Here is a 21878-nt window from a genome sequence, read left to right on the forward strand (position 1 = left end):
ATTAGTTAGAGGGGTATGATATACTTACTGCCAAGTGCATGACAAAGCCTGTATCAGTGACCTAGTTTTAAAAGAGTAAAATTTTAAACTCTTTTTTACCAGTATCTTTTTATACAGCGTTTTATGGCCCACTTAGGTATAGGATTAACGGCTTTATATCTATTCAGCCACTACCCAATTTTAACTGAAGTCATGGTAAGTGATCCTCCTACTACTTTATCGTTGAAAAACGATATGTCGTCTTTGCCACCCTTTAAACCGAGTGTATAGAGAAGTGGCCAGTAATGTTCTGGTGTCGGGATAGACAGTAAGGCTTCTTTTCCTAAAGATTCGTAGCTGATCAGTTTGTCGTGCTGGCCCTTGCGGATCAGGTCTTTGAAAGTTGTGTTCATTTGTATAGCCCAATCATAGCCATACTCCGGCTCGCTAAGTTTATTCCAGGCTACCATGCGCAGGTTGTGCACCATATTGCCGCTCCCCATTATCAGCACTCCTTTTTTGCGCAGGCTATACAGCTCTTTTGCCAGATCATAATGATACTGCGGCCCCTGGGTATAATCTATACTTAGCTGCAGTACCGGAATAACAGCATCTGGATACATGTGCCGCACAACCGTCCATGCTCCGTGATCAAGGCCCCAGTCGTGGTCCAGTTCAACGTCTGTAGTGGTAAACAAACCGGCGGCTTCTTTGGCTAATGCCGGGTTGCCGGGTGCCTTGTACTGTACATCGAACAGCTCCTGCGGAAAACCTCCAAAGTCGTGGATGGTATTCGGAAAGTCCATGGCAGTTATGCGCGTGCCCTTGCTAAGCCAATGCGCCGACACCACCAGTACTGCTTTAGGCGTGGGTATTTCCTTTGCCAGCTTTTTCCATGTCTGGCTGAATTCATTATCTTCAATGCCATTCATAGGAGAGCCGTGTCCTATAAACAAAACAGGCATAAGCTGTTCTTCTTCTTTCAAGCTATTCGTAAAACTGTTGAAGGCTGAAAAGGTCTTTGTTCCCATTGCGAAAAGTATGTGCTTACCTATACAAGCGAGAGGTGTCTCAATTGTTTTTTCTAAGAGGCAATTATTTAAGCCTAACCGCGACTCCCCCACCCATAGCCCTTTGAGGAGCTCATCTAGTAGGGAAATATACACTCCCGCAAGATTTCATCTTGTATTGAAATGGGGAAAGATTTCAGCTTTCGTGGCAGATTTAGAGTCCGTATACCCACGCATTTGAAAAATTGCCGCATGAAAAGCTTCCAGTTTAAATCTGAAGCAGTATTTTTGAAAGGTAGAGATGGTTATTTTCCACCTACAAGATTAGTACGAGGAGGGGATTTCTCAAATAGAAAACCTTCTACCTGCCTCTTCAAAAACAGGTGTTTTAGTACAAGAGCTCTCCTTCCAGGCTAGGTTAGGGTTGGGTGTCATTTATGAAACTCAAGTATGGCTCAACTTGATGATATATAATTAAACATCAAAAACAGCCTCACAGCAGTATGATCCAAGAATTACTGACTTACAAAAGTTTAACACAAGTCCGCCTCCAGGAGAAGTTACCCTTGCTGCTACTATAAACCATTTCAAGTATAAAAGCAGGAGCCGCAGAAACATGAAATAACTGTGGCTCCTGCTTTTATACTTATACACACTAAATGTTACAGGCATTAGTGCTTGACCAATTTTACCTTTTGAGCTAGCAATTGTCCTGGAAAACCCTGTTCAAATATTCTTACAAAATTTCCCTTATTTGGCGCAGCACTAGTGCGTTTTCTTTGGAATCTGGCTGCAAGGCCCTTCATACCTGATAAAGATATTAATCCACAACGCTCTTGATAGCCTGAAGATTATCGGTAAAAAGCCAACTACAACTACGGCCACCATGCCTATCATCATCCCCATTGTGACTTCTTCTACAAACTGGTAAAGTATAAACAGAGACACCAGGAAGATGGCTACATTGATAGCAAAGGAAACATACATAGCCCCATAGTAATAACCCGGCTCCGGCTCAAATGCCTGACCGCAACAAGGGCAGCTATGATGCATATCAGCAAACTTTGTGCTGTAGAGCGTACCTTCCGGAAACATATTCCCCTCCCGACACCGGGGGCATTTAATTGTTGCGATACTGTATAAGATTGAATTTTTCTGGCTCATCTGTCACTTCTTTTATTCACTTCACAATATTACTAGAATACCTGTGCATTTTGGCTGCACAGAAGTGCCGCTTTACTGTACTTTTACGCCAGAAACAAAAGCTACGGCTAAATCAAGCCTCTATTAACATTCTGTTGCTAACTTAGGAGCTGCAAAAAGTACGTATGCGCAAAGAACACATTCCTATTTACCAGATACAGGATTTTAATGCCCTGGCACAGAAAGAGCAGTATTTTTACTCCAGCTCCTTTTCTGCACACCTGCAGGAGCACCAGTTTATCCGGGAGCCGCACAAGCACAGCTTCTATATAATTCTTTATGTAACGCAGGGCACTGGCACACATACCATAGATTTTGAATGCTATGATGTACAGCCAGGAGCCGTATTTTTCATCACTCCCGGACAAGTGCACAGCTGGCAAGTGTCAGAAGATGCGGACGGATACGTTATTTTCTTCACACAGGAATTTTATAAGAGAGAATATCCGCACCGCATGCTGTTTGAATTCCCGTTTTTTAACGCCTTGCTTTACAAGCCTGTGCTGAACGTTCCGAACGCAGACAAAGCCATACTTTTACCAATGTTTGAGTTACTGATGCAGGAATATGAGCATCATAAACCGATGCGTGATGTTATGCTTAGCAGGTGCCTAGATGTACTTCTAATCCAGTTAAGTCGCCTGTACCAGCCGCAGGAAAGCGAAACAGAATCTGTGGGAACAGAAAGGGTCCTGCTCCAGAACCTGGAAAAACAGATAGACCAGCATTACAAGGAGCATGCCCCTGTCAGTTTTTATGCTGAGCACCTGCATGTCACAACAAAACACCTGAATGAAGTCTGCAAAAGAGCCTTGGGAAGAACCATTAATGAACTGATCCAATATCGGACGCTGCTGGAGGCAAAGCGGCTGCTGGTACACGCGGATCTAACCAGTTCACAGATAGCGGCAGAGCTAGGCTACTTCGACACGACCTACTTCTTTCGTTTCTTTAAGAAACACACGGGCTTAACGCCAGAGCAATTCAGGACATTAATCAAATAAAATCGTAATCATACTATCTCTTTACTCTGCTTGCCTTTTTTAAAGCATGAAGCACGCTGCCCAACTCCCTATACAGGACCTGCTGAATCACAAGGCCCTGACTATAATGCCGCTGGAGACCTACGCCAGTGAATTGTCGGAGGTACCGCACAGCCACGACGCCTATATGATCATGTATGTGCAGGAAACAAAAGAAGGGGAAAACCTGATAGATTTTCAGCGCTATCCGCTACAGGCAGACAGGGTGTTTTTGCTTAGGCCGGGGCAGGCGCACCAGCGGCAGGCAAAGCAGGAAAAAGGAGTATTGATTTCCTTCTCAGACAGGTTTTTACAGAAAACAGGTATGCGTGCACATGATACCTTTATTATCTTCAGTGCGGTATACCAGCACCCGTACCTTGATCTGCCTGCCAAACTGAAGGTAATTTTTGAGGAGCTGGTAAGCCTGATGATAAAGGAACTACAGGAGCCTATGCCGGATATGGGCATCTTATCACGTTACCTGTACATTCTGCTACAATACCTGCTCCGCGAGTGCCAGGAACAGATAGGCAAAATCACACCCGCACGGCAAAGCGAGCGCCTGTACCTCTTGAGTAGCCTGATAGAGGATCATTACCATGAACATCGCAGCGTAGCTTTTTATGCCGATGCCCTGGATATTACACCAAAGCATCTGAACAGCCTCTGCCGACAGCACCTGCAAACAACTGTAGCCGATATGCAGCATGAGCGCCTGCTGGTCGAAGGCAAGCGTCTGCTATTCTTCAGCAGCTTATCGGTAAAAGAAATAGCTTACCAGCTTGGCTTTGAGGATGCGTCTTATTTTGTGCGGTTCTTTAAAAGAATGACCGGCTTTACTCCCACACAAATAAGAAGCGGAGGTTCTGAAAGTACCATTCCTGCCGCAGAAAATCCTGCTGGCTGAGCCTGCTGCTGCTGTACATTTGCAGAAATGATTTACAATGCAAACAAACAGCAACTTTAAAGCGATAGCGATAGGCTCCCTGGCCTGTTTGTTTTTCAGCTCTACCTATATTCTAAACAGCTTCCTTTCTGCCAAAGGCGGGCATTGGGCCTGGACCGTTGGTTTGCGGTCGTTTTTTCTGATGCTTTTACTGTTAGTCCTTCTCTCGGCAAAAGGCCAGCTCAAGCACCTCTTGTTTGTAATGCAGCAGAATTTGCAGGTATGGCTGCTATGGGGAGGCGTGGCATTTGGGCTTTCCTATTTCTTTCTGACCTATGCCGCCTCCTTTGGTCCCGGCTGGCTGGTGGCAGGCGTTTTTCAGTTTACGATTGTGGCAGGCATCCTGCTCTGCCCTTTCCTGTATAAAGACCATCGCGCTAAAATACCCATGAAGGCGCTATTGATCTCTTTGGTGATCATGGTCGGCATCGCCTTTATGCAATGGAGCCAGAAAGGCGGCAGTTATACTACGCAGCAATTGTGGTGGTGCATTGGGCTGGTGCTTATAGCTGCTTTTATCTGGCCACTATCCAACCGAAAGCTATTGCTGTACGTGGAGGAAAGCGGGCACGAGCTTAGTGCTATTCAACGCGTGGCCGGTACGGCAATTGGCAGTTTGCCTTTTCAGCTGCTGATGATGGGATATGGCTATTTCCAGGCAGGGCTGCCGGGACAGGAACAGCTGTTCACCGTGCTGCTTATTTCAATAAGCTCCGGCGTGATAGGATGTATACTATTTTTCAAAGCGATGCACCTGGCTCGTCTGGATGCTTCTTCAATGGCTGCTGTAGAAGCCACTCAGTCAATAGAAATTTTAGTTACAGTAGTTGGTGAAGTCCTGCTTCTGGGCATCCCCTGGCCTAACTTGAACGGCAGCATAGGTATGCTACTGATTGTTGTTGGGCTTATACTCTATAGTCTACCTTCCAGAAAGAATGTGTGGAGCCTGAAAAAGAGTAAGATACCGCGACATCAGGTTTAATACTTATAACAGCACTAAACAGAGAAGCAAGGCTTTATATAAAGCCTTGCTTCTCTGTTTACATTAGATAATCATCTGTAAAGAATATCAGCCATACTAAGTAGATAAAACTAGCTACTATAGGATTAATACGTAGATAAATGACGGCACTACTTACAGTATCGGTAAAAACCATTTTTCCTAACTTTAGCGCTCTCTTTAAGTTGGCGCTAAAAACATGAACAAGAATTACTTATACCCCACATTACAAATTAAATCAGCTACTTCAGACACTTTTAAACTGGAATTTAGTGGCTTGGGTGAAACGGCAATAAGATTCTTTAAAATTAAGCTAATACGCACAGATGGCAAGGCTGAATACTGGGCAGCAATCAGAGCTAAAAGTATAGGCGAAGCTGTTGTGATAGCTGATACTAGAAGTATGGATTCCTCTTTCGGGATCTGTGATAATTCCTTTATTGAAATCACGAGGCAAGAATATTTTGCTATGCTTGGACAGGTATGCTGAGGTTAAAGTTGCTACATAGGCTTTATATGGCCTAGGCATACTGTACCAGCCTCTCCCGAGCGTTTTTGGCTTCTTTTTATACTTGATAACCCTGAAATCAGAACTATAACAGGTATAGTTCATTTATTTCACGGGACTTAAGCATAATATTTTGCCGTTGCTTTTGTCTGTGAGCACATAAACAGAACCGTCAGGTGCCTGCTCTACATCACGAACCCGAGTATCCAGCGCAATGCGCTCTACTTCCTCTGCTTGTTCTCCTTTTACCGCTACCCGAACTATACCTGTGCTGGTCAGGCCGCCAATCAGCATACTGCCTTTCCAGGATGGCAGCATAGCGCCGGTATAAAACACCATGCCTGATGGCGAGATTGTAGGAGTCCATTTTATAACAGCATCAGCAAATTCTGGACGTGTAGGTGGATTTGGAATTTTGGTATCATCATAGTTATTTCCCCAGCTCACAAGTGGCCAGCCATAGTTGCGGCCCGGCTCCGGTTGATTCAGTTCATCACCTCCCTTAGGGCCCATCTCAGCTATCCATAATTTATTGGTGTTGGGGTCTATTGCCGCGCTTTCTATATTTCGATGCCCGTAAGACCAGATTTCAGGTTTGGTGTTTGCCTGACTTACAAACGGATTATCTTTGGGTACCGTACCATCTGGATTGATGCGCACAACAGTGCCGAGGTGGTTAGACAGATCCTGCGCAGGCTCGAATTTAAATCGTTCAGCCAGAGTGAACATCAAATAACCATCAGGTGTAAAAACAATGCGCCCTCCAAAATGATTAGGACCTTCTACTTTTGGCTCCTGCCTGAAAATAACCTGAAAATCCTTTAGCTCATTTCCTTCCAGCTTGCCCCGGCCAAGTGCTGTGGAAGCAGTATTATTATCCCCCGGCTCCGAAAATGAGAGGTAGACATACTTATTCTGCTCAAAGTTAGGATCAAGCGCCACATCCAGCAGACCGCCCTGCCCTTTGTTAAATACTTTAGGAGTGCCTTTCAGCGGATTAGACAATTTTTGATCTGTGCCAAGTATACGCAGGTTTCCTGAGCGCTCTGTTACCAACAAACGTTTATCAGGCAGAAAAGCCATTCCCCACGGATGCTCCAGGTTTCCGGCCAGCTCTTCAACTTTTAAAGTCCCGGCCTGCGTTTTTACTTCCGACTTTTGTGAAAAAACGGGTAGTGCGGCCGTAACAGCAAACAAAGCTGTTATGACACCTTTTTTACCAGGTTTTAGTATGGTTTGGATTGCTGTTTTCATAGATTATTACATTGATTAAGAACTACATACCTGCTAACGCAGCTTTACCCCTGATGTTCAGGTTCTAAAGTTTGCCGCTATACTTGTTTTTCAGGCTTTCGCTTAAATTAGGAACAAGTAAATGTAGGATTGGTTTAACGTAGATACTTTATACCCTCTTTTGCAAGTATAGATTTAAAGTAACACAGGGTTGCACATCCAGGCAGGTTTGACTACATCAGAAAATAAGCTTGCCAAGAGGCCTACTCAAAATAGGCTGGTAGACGTATAGAATCAAATTAGCATTGTTTCTATTATATTTACTTTACCAAGTTTTGATTAAAAATGTCTGATTCTACTGCCTGTTCTATGACGTCTCAAACACCGGAAGAACTTTCTCCAGACTTCACATCTGTTTTTGATGTTTTGCCCGGAGCTTATCTGTTGCTTTCGCCCGCACTTGTTATAGAAGCAGTAAGCAATGCTTATTTGGCAGCCACACTAATGCAAAGGGAAAACCTGGTGGGGCGTTATATTTTTGATGCTTTTCCAGATAACCCTAAGGCTATTGGGGCCAATGCTGTGCACAACCTTAAGCAATCGCTGGAGCAGGTACTTTCTTCTGGCAAGCCACACGAAATGGCACCACAACATTATGATGTACCAGACCATGAAAATCCTGGAGAGTTTATAGAACGCCATTGGCTTCCTTATAATGTTCCGGTTTTAGATAAGCAGAAGCGCGTTATACGCATCATTCATACGGTAGTCAATATTACAGAAAGTATCCAAGCTGGTATCCGTTTAGAAGAAAGCAAAGCGGAGACGGCACGAGCCCAAGCAGAGGTAGCAGAGAAAGAGTTAGCACGGAAGCAACTGGAGCGAAATGAAATAAAACTGCTGCACCTGAATAAACAACAGCTTGAAGAGACAAATGCTTCTTTAAGCGCAGCTGCCCTTATAGCCGACGAGGCCAAGGCTACGGTAGAACGCGAGCGAATCTTTCTACAAACAGTGCTAGACCAAGCTCCCGTAGCGATTGGCTTGTTCCGGGGTGAGGAGCAGGTGGTTTTATCAGCAAATGAGCAACTATGCAGTGTATGGGGAAAGAGACCTGAACAGGTACTCAGAAAGCCACTATTACATGGAGTGCCAGAATTACGAGGCCAGGGATTTGCAGAATTGATGGCGGAAGTAGCAAAAACGCTTGTTCCTTTTCATGGTAACGAGCTACCTGCACAACTTCATAAAAATGGCAAGCTGGAAACATCTTATTTTAATTTTGTTTTTCAACCACTACATGACCCTTTAGGCAATTTGCTTGGGGTACTTAGCATCGCGATAGATGTTACCGCACAAGTCCTCTCACGCAAGGAAGTACAGGCTTTAAATAATGAACTGGAGACGCGTGTTGCGGCACGTACCAGGGAAGTACAACTTGCTCAGGCTAAAGCAGAATTGCATCGACAGCGCCTTGAGCGGCTTTTTATGCAAGCGCCAGCTGCAATCTGCATTCTTAACGGTCCGGATTTAGTGTTCGAGCTTGTTAACCCTGCCTATCAGGAGCTATTCTCAAATCGAGTGTTATTGGGCAAGCCTATACTGGAGGCATTACCAGAAATAGCTGATAATAAGGTATACAGCACTTTCCGGCATGTATATGAAACAGGAAATACCCATTTAGAAGAGAATCTTCTTGTTCCACTGGTAAGGAAGGAAGATGGTGTTTTGGAAGATCGCTATTTTAAATTTATACAACAAGCCCGTTTTAACGAACAAGGGGAAGTTGATGGCGTCCTTGCTTTTGCTTTTGAAGTAACCACCCAAGTGGAGGCGCTACAAGCCTCCGAAACCAGTGCCAAGAATTTACGTCTCATCACCGATGCTTTACCTGTACTTATAGGCTACTTAGATAAAGAGGAAAAGTACCGCTTTGCTAATCAGGCATACGAAGCATGGTTTAATCAACGGCCAGAAGAGTTATTAGGAAGAGCTGTACGAGATGTGGTAGGAGAAGCAGCCTACAATGGAGTTAAGGTTTACATAGACAGGGCTTTGGCTGGTGAGCGCCTGGACTTTGAGTCAAGAATGCCTTACCGCGAAGACTTTGTTAAATATATCCGTACCAGTTACGTTCCAGACTACAGAAATGGAGAAGTGGCCGGTTTTTATACTTTGGTGAATGATATTACGGAGCAGGTAAAGGCGCAAAAATCTGTAGAAAGCAGTGAAAAACAAGCAAAGGAGCTTGCGGCAGAATTAGCGGTGGCAAACAAAGAACTCCGTAGAGCAAACGAGGATATTAAAGCTGCAAACCAGGAGCTTAGCTCTACCAACCAGCAGCTCACCCGCATTAATTCTGACCTGGATAACTTTATCTATACAGCTTCTCACGACTTGAAAGCACCTATTCTCAACATTGAAGGTTTAATGAAGGCGCTTCTGGATGAGCTACCAGCTGTAAGTCTGCAGTCATCCTTATCAAATCGTATCATAGACATGATTCTTGAATCAGTTCAGCGCTTTAAACGCACAATAAATCATCTTACGGAAATTAGCAAACTGCAAAAAGAGAATGACAAAAAGACCTCTGTAGTAGACCTGGCGGCTACTATTGCAGATGTGCAGCTAGACCTGGCCCCTGTTATAGAAGCTGCTGGCGCGCAAATAGAAGTGGACGTAGCACAATGCTCAACAATAAACTTTTCAGAGAAGAACCTTCGCAGCATCATTTATAACCTGCTTTCTAACGCTATAAAGTATTCCTCACCAGACCGTGTGCCGGAGATAAGGGTAACATGTGATGCAACAGAAGATTACCAGGTGCTAACTGTGCAGGACAATGGCCTTGGCATGGATATGGTACAGAATCAGAAGCTGTTTGGAATGTTTCAGCGGCTCCATAGCCATGTAGATGGCTCAGGTATTGGATTGTTTATGGTGAAGAGAATGATAGATAATGCTGGTGGCAAAATAGAGGTGCAAAGTCAGGAAAATGAAGGAGCTACGTTTAAAGTATACTTCCGAAGAGACAGTTAAACGCATAGCGCCTGTTAAGTTATGCGCGGCAGCAGGTTGGTTACAGGTACGATCAACTGCTTTTCTTACTCCTTCTTATTTCGCAACGCACTGTAAAGTACCGGGCTGAAGAACCGCAGGTTTTCTACGATACAGGTCATACTATAGAATTTCTCCGGGTCAATTTCTTCACTCTCAGCCATGGCTTGTAAGATGCTGTCCATGGTATCTGTAAACCTGGTATCGAACTCCTCTTCTGTCATACTTGTGTGTTTTAAGCTAGTGCTAAAGTATAACCTTTCCGGCAGAATTATGATTTCATTTTGAAGTATAAAAGCTGTTTCAGTAAGCTGCTTTTATACGTTAATTGGCTTCATCCAACGTACCGACCTTTGGCAGTATCTGTATTACAAAGCGGCGGTCGCGGATGTCGCCTTTGCGGCCCGCGCCTTCAAAGCCACTGCCAGCGGCTATCAGTTCAATTCTATCTTTGGGGAATTTTATACCGGCATTTTGCCAGAACTTCATCAGCGCCAGGGCTCGCTGGTAACTCAGCTGCAAAGCATAGTCACCCTGCGTAATATTTCGAGGATCTCCTTTCGGAAAGCTGGCGGCACGGCCATCAATCACGATCAGGTATTTCACATCATTGTCTTCAATGGAGTTGATCACCTGGCTCAGGTTTTCGCCTGCTTTGCGTAAGGGAGCGCGGGAACGTTGTGGAATTTCCGAACTGCTTTGCTCAAACAGTACATCTACCAGCAATTCGTGCCGCTTATACTTCTCGTTGTATTGAAAGTATTCATCATCCAGGCGGGCAAGTGCGGCTTTAATCTCATCCAGTTTGCGCTTTTCCTGTACCTCTACCTGTAGCCTTGCAATGTTATCGCGGTTTTCCCTGTCCTTGCCCTCAAACATCTTGTAACTAAGCACAAAGAGCACCAGCATCACCAGGAACAACACTGTCATCAGGTCGACGTAGCTGGGCCAGAAAAAGTCTCTACTCTCCTTGCTCATACCTACCTCCTACTTTGCCCACCTCCGAATACCTTACCAAGTGCTGCTTTAATTGGCCCCGGCTCCATACTTTTCTCCATGTTGGTGTTCAGGGTTTGCAGCTGCTTTAGTAGTTGCTGCTGAATGGCTGCGTCGGCTTCAATTTTCTGGAGCAGTCGCTCGTTTGTCTGGCGTATCTCCCCTGCCAACTGCTGCTGCGTGGTATTAAGTTTTTCCTGCTGTTGGTTCAGGTTCTCGAAGGGCTTCATGTAATCAAGTATGCGCTGATACATATTGTCTTCGTTCAACCTCCTGAAGTGCTCCTGCCATTTTTCGTAAGCATTCTGTGCATCGCGCTCCTGGTGCTGCAGGCGGGCTTCCATCAGATCTGTTAGTCTGAGAGTTGCCTTGTCAAAATACTGCTCTACACGGGCACCAATATTCCGCAAATCCTGCTCGTGCTGCCCAAAAAAATTGACCTGCCGTTGTATCGATTCGTCGTGCTTCTGCAGGTAACCCGGTACTTTATCAAAGCCTTCCTGTAAGCCCGTAAGCCTGCTCAACACCTGCTCTATACTACCTGTAAGCTCCGCTCCTTTTTTCACCGATTCGTTTAGCGCCACCTGGTAACTCATAAAGTTTTTGAACAGGTGCTCGCTCTCCTTTATCTTATCAAACACCTGCAGGTTTGCATTGGCCATTTGCGTAAAGCCAATCTCGTTCAGCTTCTCTATAAATTCTTTCTGGGTGCTGATGTTCTGGGAAAGCGTATCAACAATAGGTCGGAAGCCGAGCACCTTATCCAGAAAATCCTTGTTAAACGAATCCAACACAGATTTTAAGTTGCCCAAACTAGCTGCCATATCAGAGTTGAGTTTTGGCAGCAAGTGCGTTTGTAGGAAAGTATAATACTCGTTTTGCAATCTGTCGCGGGTGCTGCGGGCGTTCTTTAAGGCATTATTGCCAAGCAGCGTAAGCAGCAATCCACAGAAGCTACCAGACATGGCAATCAATACACCAAAGAGAAACGAAGGGATGTTCTGGTCGGTAATGAAAGCGTCTGTTGCTCCAGTTTCATCTGCTCCTACACCCGACCAGATCAGGCTAGTCAAGCCAATGATTACACCTGAAAAAGTACCTAGCAGGCCGATGTATAATGGCGTGGCCACCGTAGACTGCACCTCCTCGTCCAGGGCATCTGCATAGCGCTCCGATACATCTTTCAGAATATTAAAATCAGCCGCAGCACCCTTGTTCTGCTTCAGGTACTCGTTCGTGTTGCGGATAATTTTCTGAAACGTATCTGATGGGTTGCGTACCTCAATCAGGTCAGTGGTGGCAGAAGCTTTTCGTACCTGTAGTTCCGGGTCACCTTCTACCAGGTAGATGTTGTTACCCAGCAGCAACGGCTCAAACTTATCTTTTGCAATAGAATAAGAAGGCACAGGGCCACCTTTTACTTCTATCCGCAGCAGGTCGTTTTCAACAGCTACAATTCTCTTCACCACCGGGTTAGTAGCTATGTACTCCCGAAACGGAGCACCTGCCAGTAATATTTCCCATAACTGCTCTTTCGGGATATTTTTGGTGGCAGGGGTAGCCGGTGCATCCAGCGGATGCTCGTGTATGGAAAGCTGATCTTCAGAAGGAAAAAGATTCTTTATCAGCTCAATTTTACTCCTGGTATTGCGGTATACATAAAACTGGTACCCAAGTATAACCAGTACTAAAAGAGCCTCAAAAATAAAAATACCTTCCATGTATGGGGATTATCTGAAATCTATGCGCGCCTTCTCCTGGATTTTCCAGCCATTGTTTATTTTAGATAGTATGCCGTCCCCCTGCAACACTACCCTGCTCACCATGCGGTTAGATGGCTTTTCAAAAGCAAAAGCATTCTCCAACCTGTCGATTCCCTGCGAAATCACAAAGGCATGGTTGCCAGAAAGGTTAAAACGATAGCGTGTCAGGTTACTGCCATCTGTCGGTTCATCTACCTCTATGTAGCTATCGGAATCTGGTTGTTGTTGCAGCTGATGTGCTCTGATAAACCCATCTTCCGGAATGATAGCGTATTTTTTGCCTGTATATTCTGCTTCTACGGGCTCAGCTTGTACCGATGCCTGCTGTTCTAAATCAGTTAGGAAATCACTTTCTACAATTTCCAGTCTTACAGGTTTTGGGGAAGGAGTTGCCTGTTGTTCGTTGCCGATCTCATCATACTTATTTTTCTCCATTGGCTCATTGCGCCTCCTGTTCTCTTTCTTCCGACGCTGCTGCTGCGGCACCTGTTCCTGCTGTTGTTCCTGCTCGGCCCCCTGTTCCGGTCGAGGCTGGCGTTCCCGTTGCTTCTGGCGCTGCTCTGGCTGTTGCTCTGGCTGTTGCTCTGGCTTTGGTTGCTTTTGGCGTGGCTCCTGCTGTTCCTGCCGAGGCTGTTTCTGCCTTGGCTCTGGGGTATTAGCGGCTGGTCTGTTTCCACGGCCAGCGTTGCCATTCAGCTTTCTGAGCTGAGCATCCAGTGCATTGTTTTTCTCTCTTAAGGCTTCGATTCTTTTGGCAAGAATGCCGTGTGAGCTCTGCGCTCTTATAAAGGCAAAGCCGGCTGCTATCAGCGCTACCAGGCTTATAATGATGGCTACATATTCCATGTACTTATGCTGATTCTGTTTTATTTTGCTTTATATGCACTTTGAAACCGGTAGGGGCAAATAGGACTGCTAAACCTTACCCGGCCATACTTTAGAAACATTCAGATGAAAAGAGTACCCTTACATGTCTGATCTAAAGTTACACTTAACATCTGAATGATTCAGTTATACTTAAAACTGTTTATGAAATAGCACTCACCTGCGACTGCTGCTTGTATAGCTCCTTCGAAAGCAGGTATAGCGACTGTTTGAGCGGCATAAAAAACATGGTCTCATGCAGCTGCTCGCGGTCTGTCAGGCCACGCACGGTATCCTCCAACACCATGGTATAGCTGTCTTGCAAGTTGGCCCGCATAAAGTCAAGTATACGCTTCGGGTCTACCTCCACACCCATCGACCGCATAAGCGGCGAAATATCCGGGTCGTCTAATAACAGTTCCAGGCAGTTCATCACGTTATCCATTACTTCGTGGCGCAGCTCGCTTGTGATCTGAGTTTTGGTAACTGGCGTAAGTGCATCTGCAACATTGGCAGAACCTGTCGGCTTCATGATCGGGATATTGGTCAGGTCGTTCAGGTCTGTGCCCTCCAATGCCATCGCACCGCCATTGGCTGTTACCTGTTTCGGGTTATCAACCAGCACCAGCTTGAAGTTTGCCGGTGGCTCCTGCCCTGTCACCTTCTGGAAAATGGCTTTGGCATAACGCTCTACATTAGATAAGTTATTACCCGCACTAAGCAGCTTAATGTATAAACTACCACGGCCACTAAACGAAATATAGCGCGGCACCTTCACATCCAGTTGCTGCACCAGTTGCGCCAGGTGGTACATCAGCGCGCCAAAGTGCAGGTAGAACATAAGCCTAAGCTGGCGGGCCTGAAGCAGCTGTGTACTATAGCTTAATTCTTTATCATAGCTAAATAACAAGCTGCTGATATCTGACGAATTGAAATCAGGGTTATCCAGGGCTGTTTCCAGGAACTTGCGGTACTCTCTGCCTTCCTCCGTCAGCGGGATGCGCAGCACGTGATCTACCCCATACTGCAGCAGGCCGTTGTCTTTGCTGGTTTTCACGGTTGCAAAGCCATCACCCCACAAGTCGTTACCGGCAAAGCGGAAGGACGAACTGTGCGATGGCTTGCGATTGGTGAACAGCAGCACATCAGTTGTACCGCCCCCAATATCCACGTTAATCAGGTTCTCATCCTGGCTCGGCACCACAGCACCGGTTCTGGACAGGAAGTAAAACGGCGCTACTGATTCGGTTATACACACAGTTGTTCGGCCATTCTTAAACACATTGTTATATACGCCATCCCACACGTTCTGGAACATGTTGCGCGAATATTCATCAAAGCTTAAAGGTGCAAACCATACTATCTTAGTGCTGGCCACGTTGCCATGATTCAGCACCACTTTGTTCTTGATCAGCAGCATGATTTCCGTGAAGAACGCTTCGATGCGGCGCTTGCCTGCGTTTGTCAAGGTTTCGCTCCACTTTAAGTCTGTATGGTAGGTTTGCTTGTACTGGTCCTGGTGTGTGCCTTCTGTGTTGATCGAGAAGCCAATGTTGATGTTGCCAAACAAGTCGGTAATTTGGTTCTCAAAGTCAATAGACTCGCACGTGGCCGTTCTGGTCGGAAAGTTATACAAAGAGCCACCTGAGCCAATAATCAGCGGCAGGAACTCACGCTTCAGCAAGGTTTCTACGGCAAATAACCTACCAAAGCCACGCTTGTGCAGGCGCTGGTAATCTGTCAGAGCAGGGTCATCAGAAGGCTTGTTCAGCATAACCAGTTGCTGATCATTGGCGGTGATGGAGAACTCGCGTGGCGGCTGGTTAGCTCCTGAAGTATAGGCAATGTGCGTGTTAGAAGTACCAAAGTCGATGGCAAAGGTAAAGTTCTGGATACCCTGCTGCATTTCCTGAAACTTCGGCACGATCAAAGCCTTCCCTGTTACATCAACTCCTGCGTGCGTAAACTCTGCAAAGTCAAAGTGTGTGCCGCGCACTTCATAATAAGTGCTGCCAGCGCTACTATTGCTCTTTTTGGTTCTGCGGTGCGCCGTAGCCGACACAATACCGCCACCTGACTCCAGTTGTTTACCACCCACAAAAAAGGCTAAGGAGTGATTTTTATTTACGAGCAGCGGATCAATATCCTCATCCACCAGCATTACTTTGTAAAAGTCGTTATACTGCACTGCATCCGTAAACTTGTAGAACGGGAAAACACCTAAACCAACTCTGGATTTTAGTATCTGCCCCTTCTCTGGAATTACATTGCCGTTTGCGTCTTTAGAGTTGAGCGGGTTATCGTAATAGCTGCGCTCATACACAACACTTCCTTTCTCGGTTGGCACCTGTAGCGTTACCCGTACATGGTTCACATCTATATGGAAGGTCAGGTGATTTGCCAGGTCTTCCGGTGTAAAGAACTCAAAGTATAGATTTGTGATCGGCAAAAGGTAGTTGAAAGACTTCTCTGTTACCCCCGGCTGATACAATACTGTTCCGCTGTAGAAACGATCGGTGTTCACCTCGTATGGCACCTGCACAAGTGTTTCCTGCAGCAGGTCGTTAATGGTTAAGTATGGATAGTTAAATCCTACGCCCGGCAATGAGCGGTTTTCCAGCGGCTTCTCATCAGTATAGCCAACAACGGTATTTGCCGGCCAGGCTAGTTTGTTTACATACTTGATATCCGGTGCAAGGCGCAGTTCCGGCTTCAGCACGATAGGTCTGTCGCCCGCAAAACCGCTATGCGTAGGCCGGATAAACAAGTCGCTGCTGGTAACAGCTGTCTGGTCTTTCTTCACCAGGAAGTTAATGTGCCCCACGTGCACCGGGTTCTGCTGAAAATCTACCAACTGCAGGTATTCCGAAGCAATGGCGTTTTGCCCCACAGCGCCAGCCATGTTAATGCTACGCAGCAGGTTCTCATCCAGTGCGCCGTATACTTCCGGAAACGCTTGGATCATGGCAGGACTCGACACAAACAGCTTGTGCACATACGCCTTAAAATCCTGCTCTCTGTCTTGTAAAGACACAACGTTATGATCAAAGTAGGTGCCTATGTTCTGAGCACGGTTTATACTTAGCGGCAGCACATTTGGGGAAACAAACAGAAACGTAAGCGGCGATGTACCGCCTATCAACTGCATGTGTCGGTCGCCACGGCTATTGGTTGACTCATAGAAGAACAGGAAGATATCCTCCACCCCCTGAAAGCGACGATCATTCATAAACAGCTCCAGCGTACGGCCCAGCAAGTTTGTATTAGGATTTGACTGCATCGCCCCTAACTGCTGCTGTTTGTTCCAACGCCTGATGATGACCTTATTGCCAGCCTGGGCGTAACTCTCTTGGTTATACAACAGCTCCCACAGGTCCCAGAAGTGCGTTACAAATTTGTGATAGATGGTATTGGTGCTATTGCCTGCCACGCCACGTTTCACAAAGTCAAAAGCAGTTTCGAACAGGTGCATTCGGGCAAACGGCGTAGGAATAGAGGCATTTATTTTTAAGGCTCTTCCACCGGCACCATCCGTGATATCTTTGATCTCGGTACTGGTAATTTGGCTGGTTTTTGCCCAACCCTCCACGTTAGAGCCTGTTTTATGTAGACGAAGTACTTTCGGCATAATTTCTTTTTATAAGTTGAATATAGTAAAGCAGAGTAAGGCACCTGTTAATAACTTGTTCCATTCCTATGTCATCCTGTAAGGATCTTGTGGGCGAAAACCAGTAAGCTTTTCTACTCCCATACATCTACAAACATCAGCGTAGGATTTTCTTCCTTTATCAGTTGAAGCTTATCTTCTCTACTCAATAATTTTATCTCTTTCTCACGCTCTATAGCATGTAATACATAAGTATAGCGTTCATAGTATAGCAACTTATAACAGTAGTAACGTCCGGCAAAGGTTGCAGACTTACCTCGGTTTGCTTTATGCTGCTCCATTCTAACCAGCAAATCATTCGTCACACCTACATTCAGCACTGTTCTTCCAGGGTTAGTTGTAATGTAGACAAAGTAATTGTGGCTTTTAATAGCTGAAGTTCATGGTTTAGCCCACAAGATCCTTTCAGGATGACAATATGAACTTGTACTAGCTATACTTTAGTTTCTCCTCCACCAGCCGCTCTGTAGCGGCTTCGAAAGCTTTGATGGTTGCTTTGAAGGCATCGCGGTCAGAGATAGACTCTGATGCACGGTTCAGCTCTTTTACGAAGGAACCCTGATGGATGCCTTTGTTCAGAAAGCCTGTCTCCACTTGCTTATCCGACACCATACGGTTAAAGTCCGTTTCATTCAGATTCAGCGCATCAAAAGTTCTTTCCTTACGGCTCAGCTCTCTCAACCAGGATTGGTAGCCGAACTCCTGGTTTGTCAGGAATTTGTTCAGCTCCTTAAACGCCGGCTCATTGCGAATAGCGCTTGTCAGATCTACACCCTTTGCATAGGCTGCCTGTGAGTCTGATGGAAGGTGTGTTGAGTAGTAACGCTCAAAGTAGTGGAAGCGGATAAGCTGCTTGGCAATACGTTCTCTTGTTTCAGAGTCTAAATGCGAAAACTGCACATTACTTACATCCTCACGCAATCCATACTCATGGTATACTTCATTTCCGCTCAGCTCATTATCTGAGTAATCCATGAAATCTACTATAGCCAAGGCACTTAGCAACTCTACCAGGTGTGCATCGTTTTTCTGGCTTGCCCGCCCCGGATTGTTCTCCATCGGCTTATCAGGCGTGTCGCCCATATAGTATACCGCATTTACACCGTTCAGGTGATGCTGGTAGTAAGACAGCGCATCTTTAGCCTTTGTTGTAAAGGTGTTGGAGTCAATGAAGTCGGCCTCTACGCCAGCTGCTGGTTGCTCTAAAGAGAAGTACGGCAACACGACCATCGCTCCTGTTAAAGCGGAGTTAAGGCTGGCGGCATTAGGCAAGGAAGTGCGGGTGTCTTTAAAGTTCTTGAGCAGCAACGGAAATCCTGCTGCACCTGTCCCTCCGAAAATAGAGCTCACAAAGAAAATCCGATCTCCTGGCTGGAAATTAGAAGCAAAGAAACGCATTTCAGGAGAATCAATAATTTCATTCAGTACCACGCTCCCTACATTCGGGCTGCCACGGAAACCTACATCCAGGCTGTTGTTCAGGTTCTCGGGGGTAAAGAGTAAATCCATCAGCGCCTGGCTTTCTATTTCAAGCTGGTTATAACCTATATGGTCTTTAAAAGGCTTGTTGATTCCTCCGAAATCATACACAAAGCTATCCCTGATTTTTGAGGAACCATCGCCAGCTATACTTGATAAAGTGCTGATATCGGTATGGAAGAAACCATCTTCACGGCGACCCAAGCCATCGTGTATGTGCTTGTATGTTTTAAGCAGCTCCACCGTACGGTTCATGTCACCGTTCTGCGTATCCGGGTCAATAATGATTGGTACGATTTTATCACAGTTCTGCACCTTCACCCCTGCCGCCATCAGCATCACCAACGAACGGATTACGCGGGAGCCGGTGCCACCAATTCCAAATACAAAAAGTTTTGCCATAGTTATTTTTTGTTGGGCCACTTCATGGGCGTTGTCCATGCCTGCACAGAGCCCTTTTTAAGTAGTATAGAGAAAACGAAGAAAAGTATAAGACTATAGATCACGTTTACAAACGCGAACATATAGGTATAGGAATGTGTCTCAATGTCGTTGCCACTGACCTGCATAATTGGTATGATAAAAGCGATCACAGCATTTATCACCAGAAACATCACCCAGTGGGAAGGCTTGTACAGTCCAGTGCTCATCATGCGGTTAAGCACATAATAGTAAATCACCACGATAGCCAGCGTAATCAGCACCAGCATTAATCCGGTGTTGGGGAACACAACCTCACGGTAATCATTTGTGAAGTTTGCAGGAATGGGCCTTCCTAAAACCAGTTCGTAGAGTCCTGAGAAAAACTGTTGTATCATACGTTTTAATCTGCTTTGTTGAATTGTATGGTTGCACTAAACACGAAGTCGCTCTGGTCTCTGTATAATGCCTGAACGCCATCTACTATCTTATTAAACTGGTAAGTCTTTTTGGGGGCAGCCGCTGGGTTATTGTCATTTTCTGTAGACCAGGCTTCAATCCAGGCTGGCTTTACCTGCGGCAGCTGTAACGTAATAGTACCCGCGTTAGCAGTAAGCTGCGGCACGCGCACGCGTACAAAATGCGTATACTTGGCCAAGTCTGGTTTAGACTTGATACCTTCATCAGCAGCCTTTACAGATACCATACTTGCCCTACTACCGCTGCTCTTCACTTTTAGATTATTCTTTAGGTAGGCTTGTTGCTGCATCGACATTGGCAGTTTACGCAGGTCAAGGGCAACTGTAAACTCTACCGGCTCATTCTTCTCAGGCTGCAGGTTTACAGACGTACAAGGGTTGGCATTGCGGCTGCTGCAATACACTATTCCAGCAGGCTGAAACTCCTCCTTCTCCTTAAGTAAAGCAGTATAAGGCACGGATTTAAATTTAAAGCCAAAATATGCCTGCTGTGGCGGCAGGTTGCGTAGCACCCTATTTATTGCTACCTGCACCTCCTCCTGCTTTCCAATCACCCAGATATAGTATGGAATCTCTACACCGTTCAGCGTTCTTCTCACTTCCGGCTGCTTCACGGCTGGGTGATAAGTGCCCATAAATTTTGAGGTATTGGCAAGTATGGCGATGGCCAAGCCTTGCTGTTCTGCTTCTCTCAGGCTGCTCCTGATATCAGACTCCAAGGCAATAAATTGTCCCTGGTCGCGTGGATCAGGGCCATGTATAAAGTCAGAGATAATAATGCTGACAGCTTTCTGCGCTACCGATTTTTCCAATGCCGCCTTCAGCAGTGCCGGAAGTGGTGTGCCTCTTACGTCATCCTTAATACCACTAACGACATAGCTCTTCATGGTATTGTAGGGCACGCTATCGAGCACAGCACGGCTTTGCGCATCTTCCTTTGCCAGGTAAAAGCCTTTGGAAGCGACATAACGCCCATCCTGTACTTCTGAAATCAACTTGATCAGGTTCTTCTGAAAGGTAGTGGCATCCTCTCCAGCAGCAGGCTTCGGCATAAAGCCCTTCATGCCATTAGAAATCTCAAGGTAGACGTTTACGTCAACCTTATCGGGAACAGCAGAAGGAGGTGCGTTATTTGCTTGTGTGCTGGTAGCGGAGGCTTCTTTCTGATCGGGTGTGGTTGTAGCAGTATCCTTTTCGTTTTCGGTATCTACTTTCTGGTAGCACCCGGTCATAGTTAGCGCCATAAAAAGCAGCAACACATAGAGGCTACTCACAAACTTTGTTTTAGGCATGCAGTTCCGTGTTTAAATTGTCTCTGATGAGAAGTTAAGAATTAGCTTTTGTCTTAGCAAGTACGAGTGAGGCATAGATTCTATTAAGAGACAACTTAGTTAGGTATAGTATAGGCTAATAACGATATAAGTTATCAGATAGATACGTGTGCAGCGATATTTACCAGAAGAACCAGTAAATGGTTATCAAAAGATTATCAACTATCAGCTTCAAGTATGGAGCATACTGCAAAAACGAACTGCATGTTAACAGAGGCAATAAGTACTCTTGTCTTTGCACAATACAATTTGCTTTGCCCTACAAAATACTTATGATATTTATTCTCGTCTCCTAGCGCTACCAATTTTCATATACTTCATAGTGCCAAATAGCTACTCCATTAAATTATCTTAAAAAAGACACAAGCCATAACAGCGATCTTAGCATCATCAGAAACTAAGTATTGCCACTTAAAATTTGTTAGCAGCTATATTGTAAATAACACACAATACAGAGAACCTATCACAATAGAAAACAGGTTTTATCAATTATGTTAGCGGTATCTAAGTTGACCATGAAGTACTAATGTCTGGCAAAGCTATACTTTCATATAGTTGAAGTTCAGCTGCTACTCCCCGAACTCCAATAGTAAATTTTCTTTTGCTGAAAACCTTTTAAGTGTTTATTTTCAGCTACTGTCCAAGCAAAACCTAATTTAAAATGGCTAAGTAAAGCTGTTGTTAAAAAATCCAAGAGTGCAATAAGGCGAGAGAAACGTGAAATTTGGTAGCTGTTTTAACAGGCAATATTAGGGCACAGCATAAAGTTGAAATAGGATCTAAACCTTATTTCTATGAGTATATAATGCCTATGATAGTAGATTTGTTAATGTGTCCGAAGGAGGATAAATAGATTATTTCTTCTCTTGATAGGTCAGTATCACTATGCTCTGTTGCTGCTAAAGAATGATAAATAAA

Annotated in this window: 17 protein-coding genes; 5 read left to right on the top strand and 12 right to left on the bottom strand. The window is 45.3% G+C overall.

Going from position 1 to position 21878, the window contains the following annotated elements; translation table 11 throughout:
• Positions 1–170: 170 nt before the first annotated feature.
• Together ygiD and ACFQ2O_RS08900 are read right to left on the bottom strand one after the other, a co-directional pair.
• Entirely contained in the window at positions 171–1010 is an 840-nt protein-coding gene (gene ygiD, locus ACFQ2O_RS08895; RefSeq protein WP_377525930.1) for a 4,5-DOPA-extradiol-dioxygenase, read from the bottom strand.
• A 744-nt stretch (positions 1011–1754) separates the two neighbouring features.
• On the bottom strand, positions 1755–2042 hold the full coding sequence (locus tag ACFQ2O_RS08900) for a DUF983 domain-containing protein (RefSeq protein ID WP_377525933.1): 288 nt from the start codon (positions 2040–2042) through the stop codon (positions 1755–1757).
• A gap of 275 nt (positions 2043–2317) precedes the next feature.
• Here ACFQ2O_RS08900 and ACFQ2O_RS08905 point away from each other — a divergent pair, with 275 nt between their 5' ends.
• The 4 genes from ACFQ2O_RS08905 (at position 2318) to ACFQ2O_RS08920 (ending at position 5653) form a co-directional block, all read left to right on the top strand.
• Positions 2318–3196, top strand: coding sequence for an AraC family transcriptional regulator (locus ACFQ2O_RS08905; protein ID WP_377525937.1), 879 nt, complete (start codon positions 2318–2320; stop codon positions 3194–3196).
• A 46-nt stretch (positions 3197–3242) separates the two neighbouring features.
• Positions 3243–4124 carry an AraC family transcriptional regulator gene (locus tag ACFQ2O_RS08910; protein ID WP_377525940.1) on the top strand — a complete coding sequence of 294 codons (882 nt, stop codon included), beginning with the start codon at positions 3243–3245 and terminating at the stop codon, positions 4122–4124.
• Positions 4125–4161: 37 nt separating this feature from the next.
• The gene (locus tag ACFQ2O_RS08915; protein ID WP_377525944.1) at positions 4162–5145 is read left to right on the top strand and encodes a DMT family transporter; all 984 of its coding nucleotides are present in this window, start codon (positions 4162–4164) and stop codon (positions 5143–5145) included.
• 217 nt (positions 5146–5362) lie between these two features.
• Positions 5363–5653 carry a hypothetical protein gene (locus ACFQ2O_RS08920; RefSeq protein ID WP_377525948.1) on the top strand — a complete coding sequence of 97 codons (291 nt, stop codon included), beginning with the start codon at positions 5363–5365 and terminating at the stop codon, positions 5651–5653.
• A gap of 123 nt (positions 5654–5776) precedes the next feature.
• Here the strand turns inward: ACFQ2O_RS08920 and ACFQ2O_RS08925 are convergent, their stop codons facing one another.
• A complete protein-coding gene (locus ACFQ2O_RS08925) occupies positions 5777–6925 on the bottom strand; it encodes a PQQ-dependent sugar dehydrogenase (protein WP_377525951.1) in 1149 nt (382 codons plus the stop codon).
• Positions 6926–7273: 348 nt separating this feature from the next.
• Here ACFQ2O_RS08925 and ACFQ2O_RS08930 point away from each other — a divergent pair, with 348 nt between their 5' ends.
• Complete coding sequence (locus tag ACFQ2O_RS08930) at positions 7274–9943, top strand: PAS domain-containing protein (protein ID WP_377525954.1); 2670 nt, start codon at positions 7274–7276, stop codon at positions 9941–9943.
• Between the two features lie 65 nt (positions 9944–10008).
• Here ACFQ2O_RS08930 and ACFQ2O_RS08935 read toward each other — a convergent pair whose 3' ends face one another.
• The 9 genes from ACFQ2O_RS08935 to ACFQ2O_RS08975 all read right to left on the bottom strand — a co-directional run bounded on the left by ACFQ2O_RS08935 (position 10009) and on the right by ACFQ2O_RS08975 (position 20921).
• Positions 10009–10185 (bottom strand): hypothetical protein, encoded by a 177-nt coding sequence (locus tag ACFQ2O_RS08935; RefSeq protein WP_377525957.1) that lies wholly within the window; start codon positions 10183–10185, stop codon positions 10009–10011.
• A gap of 100 nt (positions 10186–10285) precedes the next feature.
• Positions 10286–10939 (bottom strand): OmpA family protein, encoded by a 654-nt coding sequence (locus tag ACFQ2O_RS08940; protein ID WP_377525960.1) that lies wholly within the window; start codon positions 10937–10939, stop codon positions 10286–10288.
• A gap of 2 nt (positions 10940–10941) precedes the next feature.
• Positions 10942–12678: a hypothetical protein gene (locus ACFQ2O_RS08945; RefSeq protein ID WP_377525964.1), complete on the bottom strand. Its 1737-nt coding sequence runs from the start codon at positions 12676–12678 to the stop codon at positions 10942–10944.
• A gap of 9 nt (positions 12679–12687) precedes the next feature.
• Complete coding sequence (locus ACFQ2O_RS08950; protein ID WP_377525968.1) at positions 12688–13566, bottom strand: hypothetical protein; 879 nt, start codon at positions 13564–13566, stop codon at positions 12688–12690.
• Positions 13567–13747: 181 nt separating this feature from the next.
• Positions 13748–17212 (bottom strand): hypothetical protein, encoded by a 3465-nt coding sequence (locus ACFQ2O_RS08955; RefSeq protein ID WP_377525972.1) that lies wholly within the window; start codon positions 17210–17212, stop codon positions 13748–13750.
• Positions 17213–17325: 113 nt separating this feature from the next.
• A complete protein-coding gene (locus tag ACFQ2O_RS08960) occupies positions 17326–17622 on the bottom strand; it encodes a GIY-YIG nuclease family protein (protein ID WP_377525988.1) in 297 nt (98 codons plus the stop codon).
• 58 nt (positions 17623–17680) lie between these two features.
• Entirely contained in the window at positions 17681–19132 is a 1452-nt protein-coding gene (locus tag ACFQ2O_RS08965; protein WP_377525977.1) for a hypothetical protein, read from the bottom strand.
• Between the two features lie 2 nt (positions 19133–19134).
• A complete protein-coding gene (locus tag ACFQ2O_RS08970; protein WP_377525982.1) occupies positions 19135–19548 on the bottom strand; it encodes a hypothetical protein in 414 nt (137 codons plus the stop codon).
• A 5-nt stretch (positions 19549–19553) separates the two neighbouring features.
• The gene (locus tag ACFQ2O_RS08975; RefSeq protein WP_377525985.1) at positions 19554–20921 is read right to left on the bottom strand and encodes a hypothetical protein; all 1368 of its coding nucleotides are present in this window, start codon (positions 20919–20921) and stop codon (positions 19554–19556) included.
• Positions 20922–21878: the final 957 nt, after the last annotated feature.

Origin of the sequence: Pontibacter rugosus, from assembly GCF_042678745.1 — a bacterium.
In the GTDB taxonomy this organism is placed as follows: domain Bacteria; phylum Bacteroidota; class Bacteroidia; order Cytophagales; family Hymenobacteraceae; genus Pontibacter; species Pontibacter rugosus.

Bases quoted from the DNA above. Each gene is read 5' to 3' on its own strand.
- ygiD (WP_377525930.1), bottom strand. From the start codon at position 1,010: ATGGGAACAAAGACCTTTTCAGCCTTCAACAGTTTTACGAATAGCTTG.
- ACFQ2O_RS08900 (WP_377525933.1), bottom strand. From the start codon at position 2,042: ATGCATCATAGCTGCCCTTGTTGCGGTCAGGCATTTGAGCCGGAGCCG.
- ACFQ2O_RS08905 (WP_377525937.1), top strand. From the start codon at position 2,318: ATGCGCAAAGAACACATTCCTATTTACCAGATACAGGATTTTAATGCC.
- ACFQ2O_RS08910 (WP_377525940.1), top strand. From the start codon at position 3,243: ATGAAGCACGCTGCCCAACTCCCTATACAGGACCTGCTGAATCACAAG.
- ACFQ2O_RS08915 (WP_377525944.1), top strand. From the start codon at position 4,162: ATGCAAACAAACAGCAACTTTAAAGCGATAGCGATAGGCTCCCTGGCC.
- ACFQ2O_RS08920 (WP_377525948.1), top strand. From the start codon at position 5,363: ATGAACAAGAATTACTTATACCCCACATTACAAATTAAATCAGCTACT.
- ACFQ2O_RS08925 (WP_377525951.1), bottom strand. From the start codon at position 6,925: ATGAAAACAGCAATCCAAACCATACTAAAACCTGGTAAAAAAGGTGTC.
- ACFQ2O_RS08930 (WP_377525954.1), top strand. From the start codon at position 7,274: ATGACGTCTCAAACACCGGAAGAACTTTCTCCAGACTTCACATCTGTT.
- ACFQ2O_RS08935 (WP_377525957.1), bottom strand. From the start codon at position 10,185: ATGACAGAAGAGGAGTTCGATACCAGGTTTACAGATACCATGGACAGC.
- ACFQ2O_RS08940 (WP_377525960.1), bottom strand. From the start codon at position 10,939: ATGAGCAAGGAGAGTAGAGACTTTTTCTGGCCCAGCTACGTCGACCTG.
- ACFQ2O_RS08945 (WP_377525964.1), bottom strand. From the start codon at position 12,678: ATGGAAGGTATTTTTATTTTTGAGGCTCTTTTAGTACTGGTTATACTT.
- ACFQ2O_RS08950 (WP_377525968.1), bottom strand. From the start codon at position 13,566: ATGGAATATGTAGCCATCATTATAAGCCTGGTAGCGCTGATAGCAGCC.
- ACFQ2O_RS08955 (WP_377525972.1), bottom strand. From the start codon at position 17,212: ATGCCGAAAGTACTTCGTCTACATAAAACAGGCTCTAACGTGGAGGGT.
- ACFQ2O_RS08965 (WP_377525977.1), bottom strand. From the start codon at position 19,132: ATGGCAAAACTTTTTGTATTTGGAATTGGTGGCACCGGCTCCCGCGTA.
- ACFQ2O_RS08970 (WP_377525982.1), bottom strand. From the start codon at position 19,548: ATGATACAACAGTTTTTCTCAGGACTCTACGAACTGGTTTTAGGAAGG.
- ACFQ2O_RS08975 (WP_377525985.1), bottom strand. From the start codon at position 20,921: ATGCCTAAAACAAAGTTTGTGAGTAGCCTCTATGTGTTGCTGCTTTTT.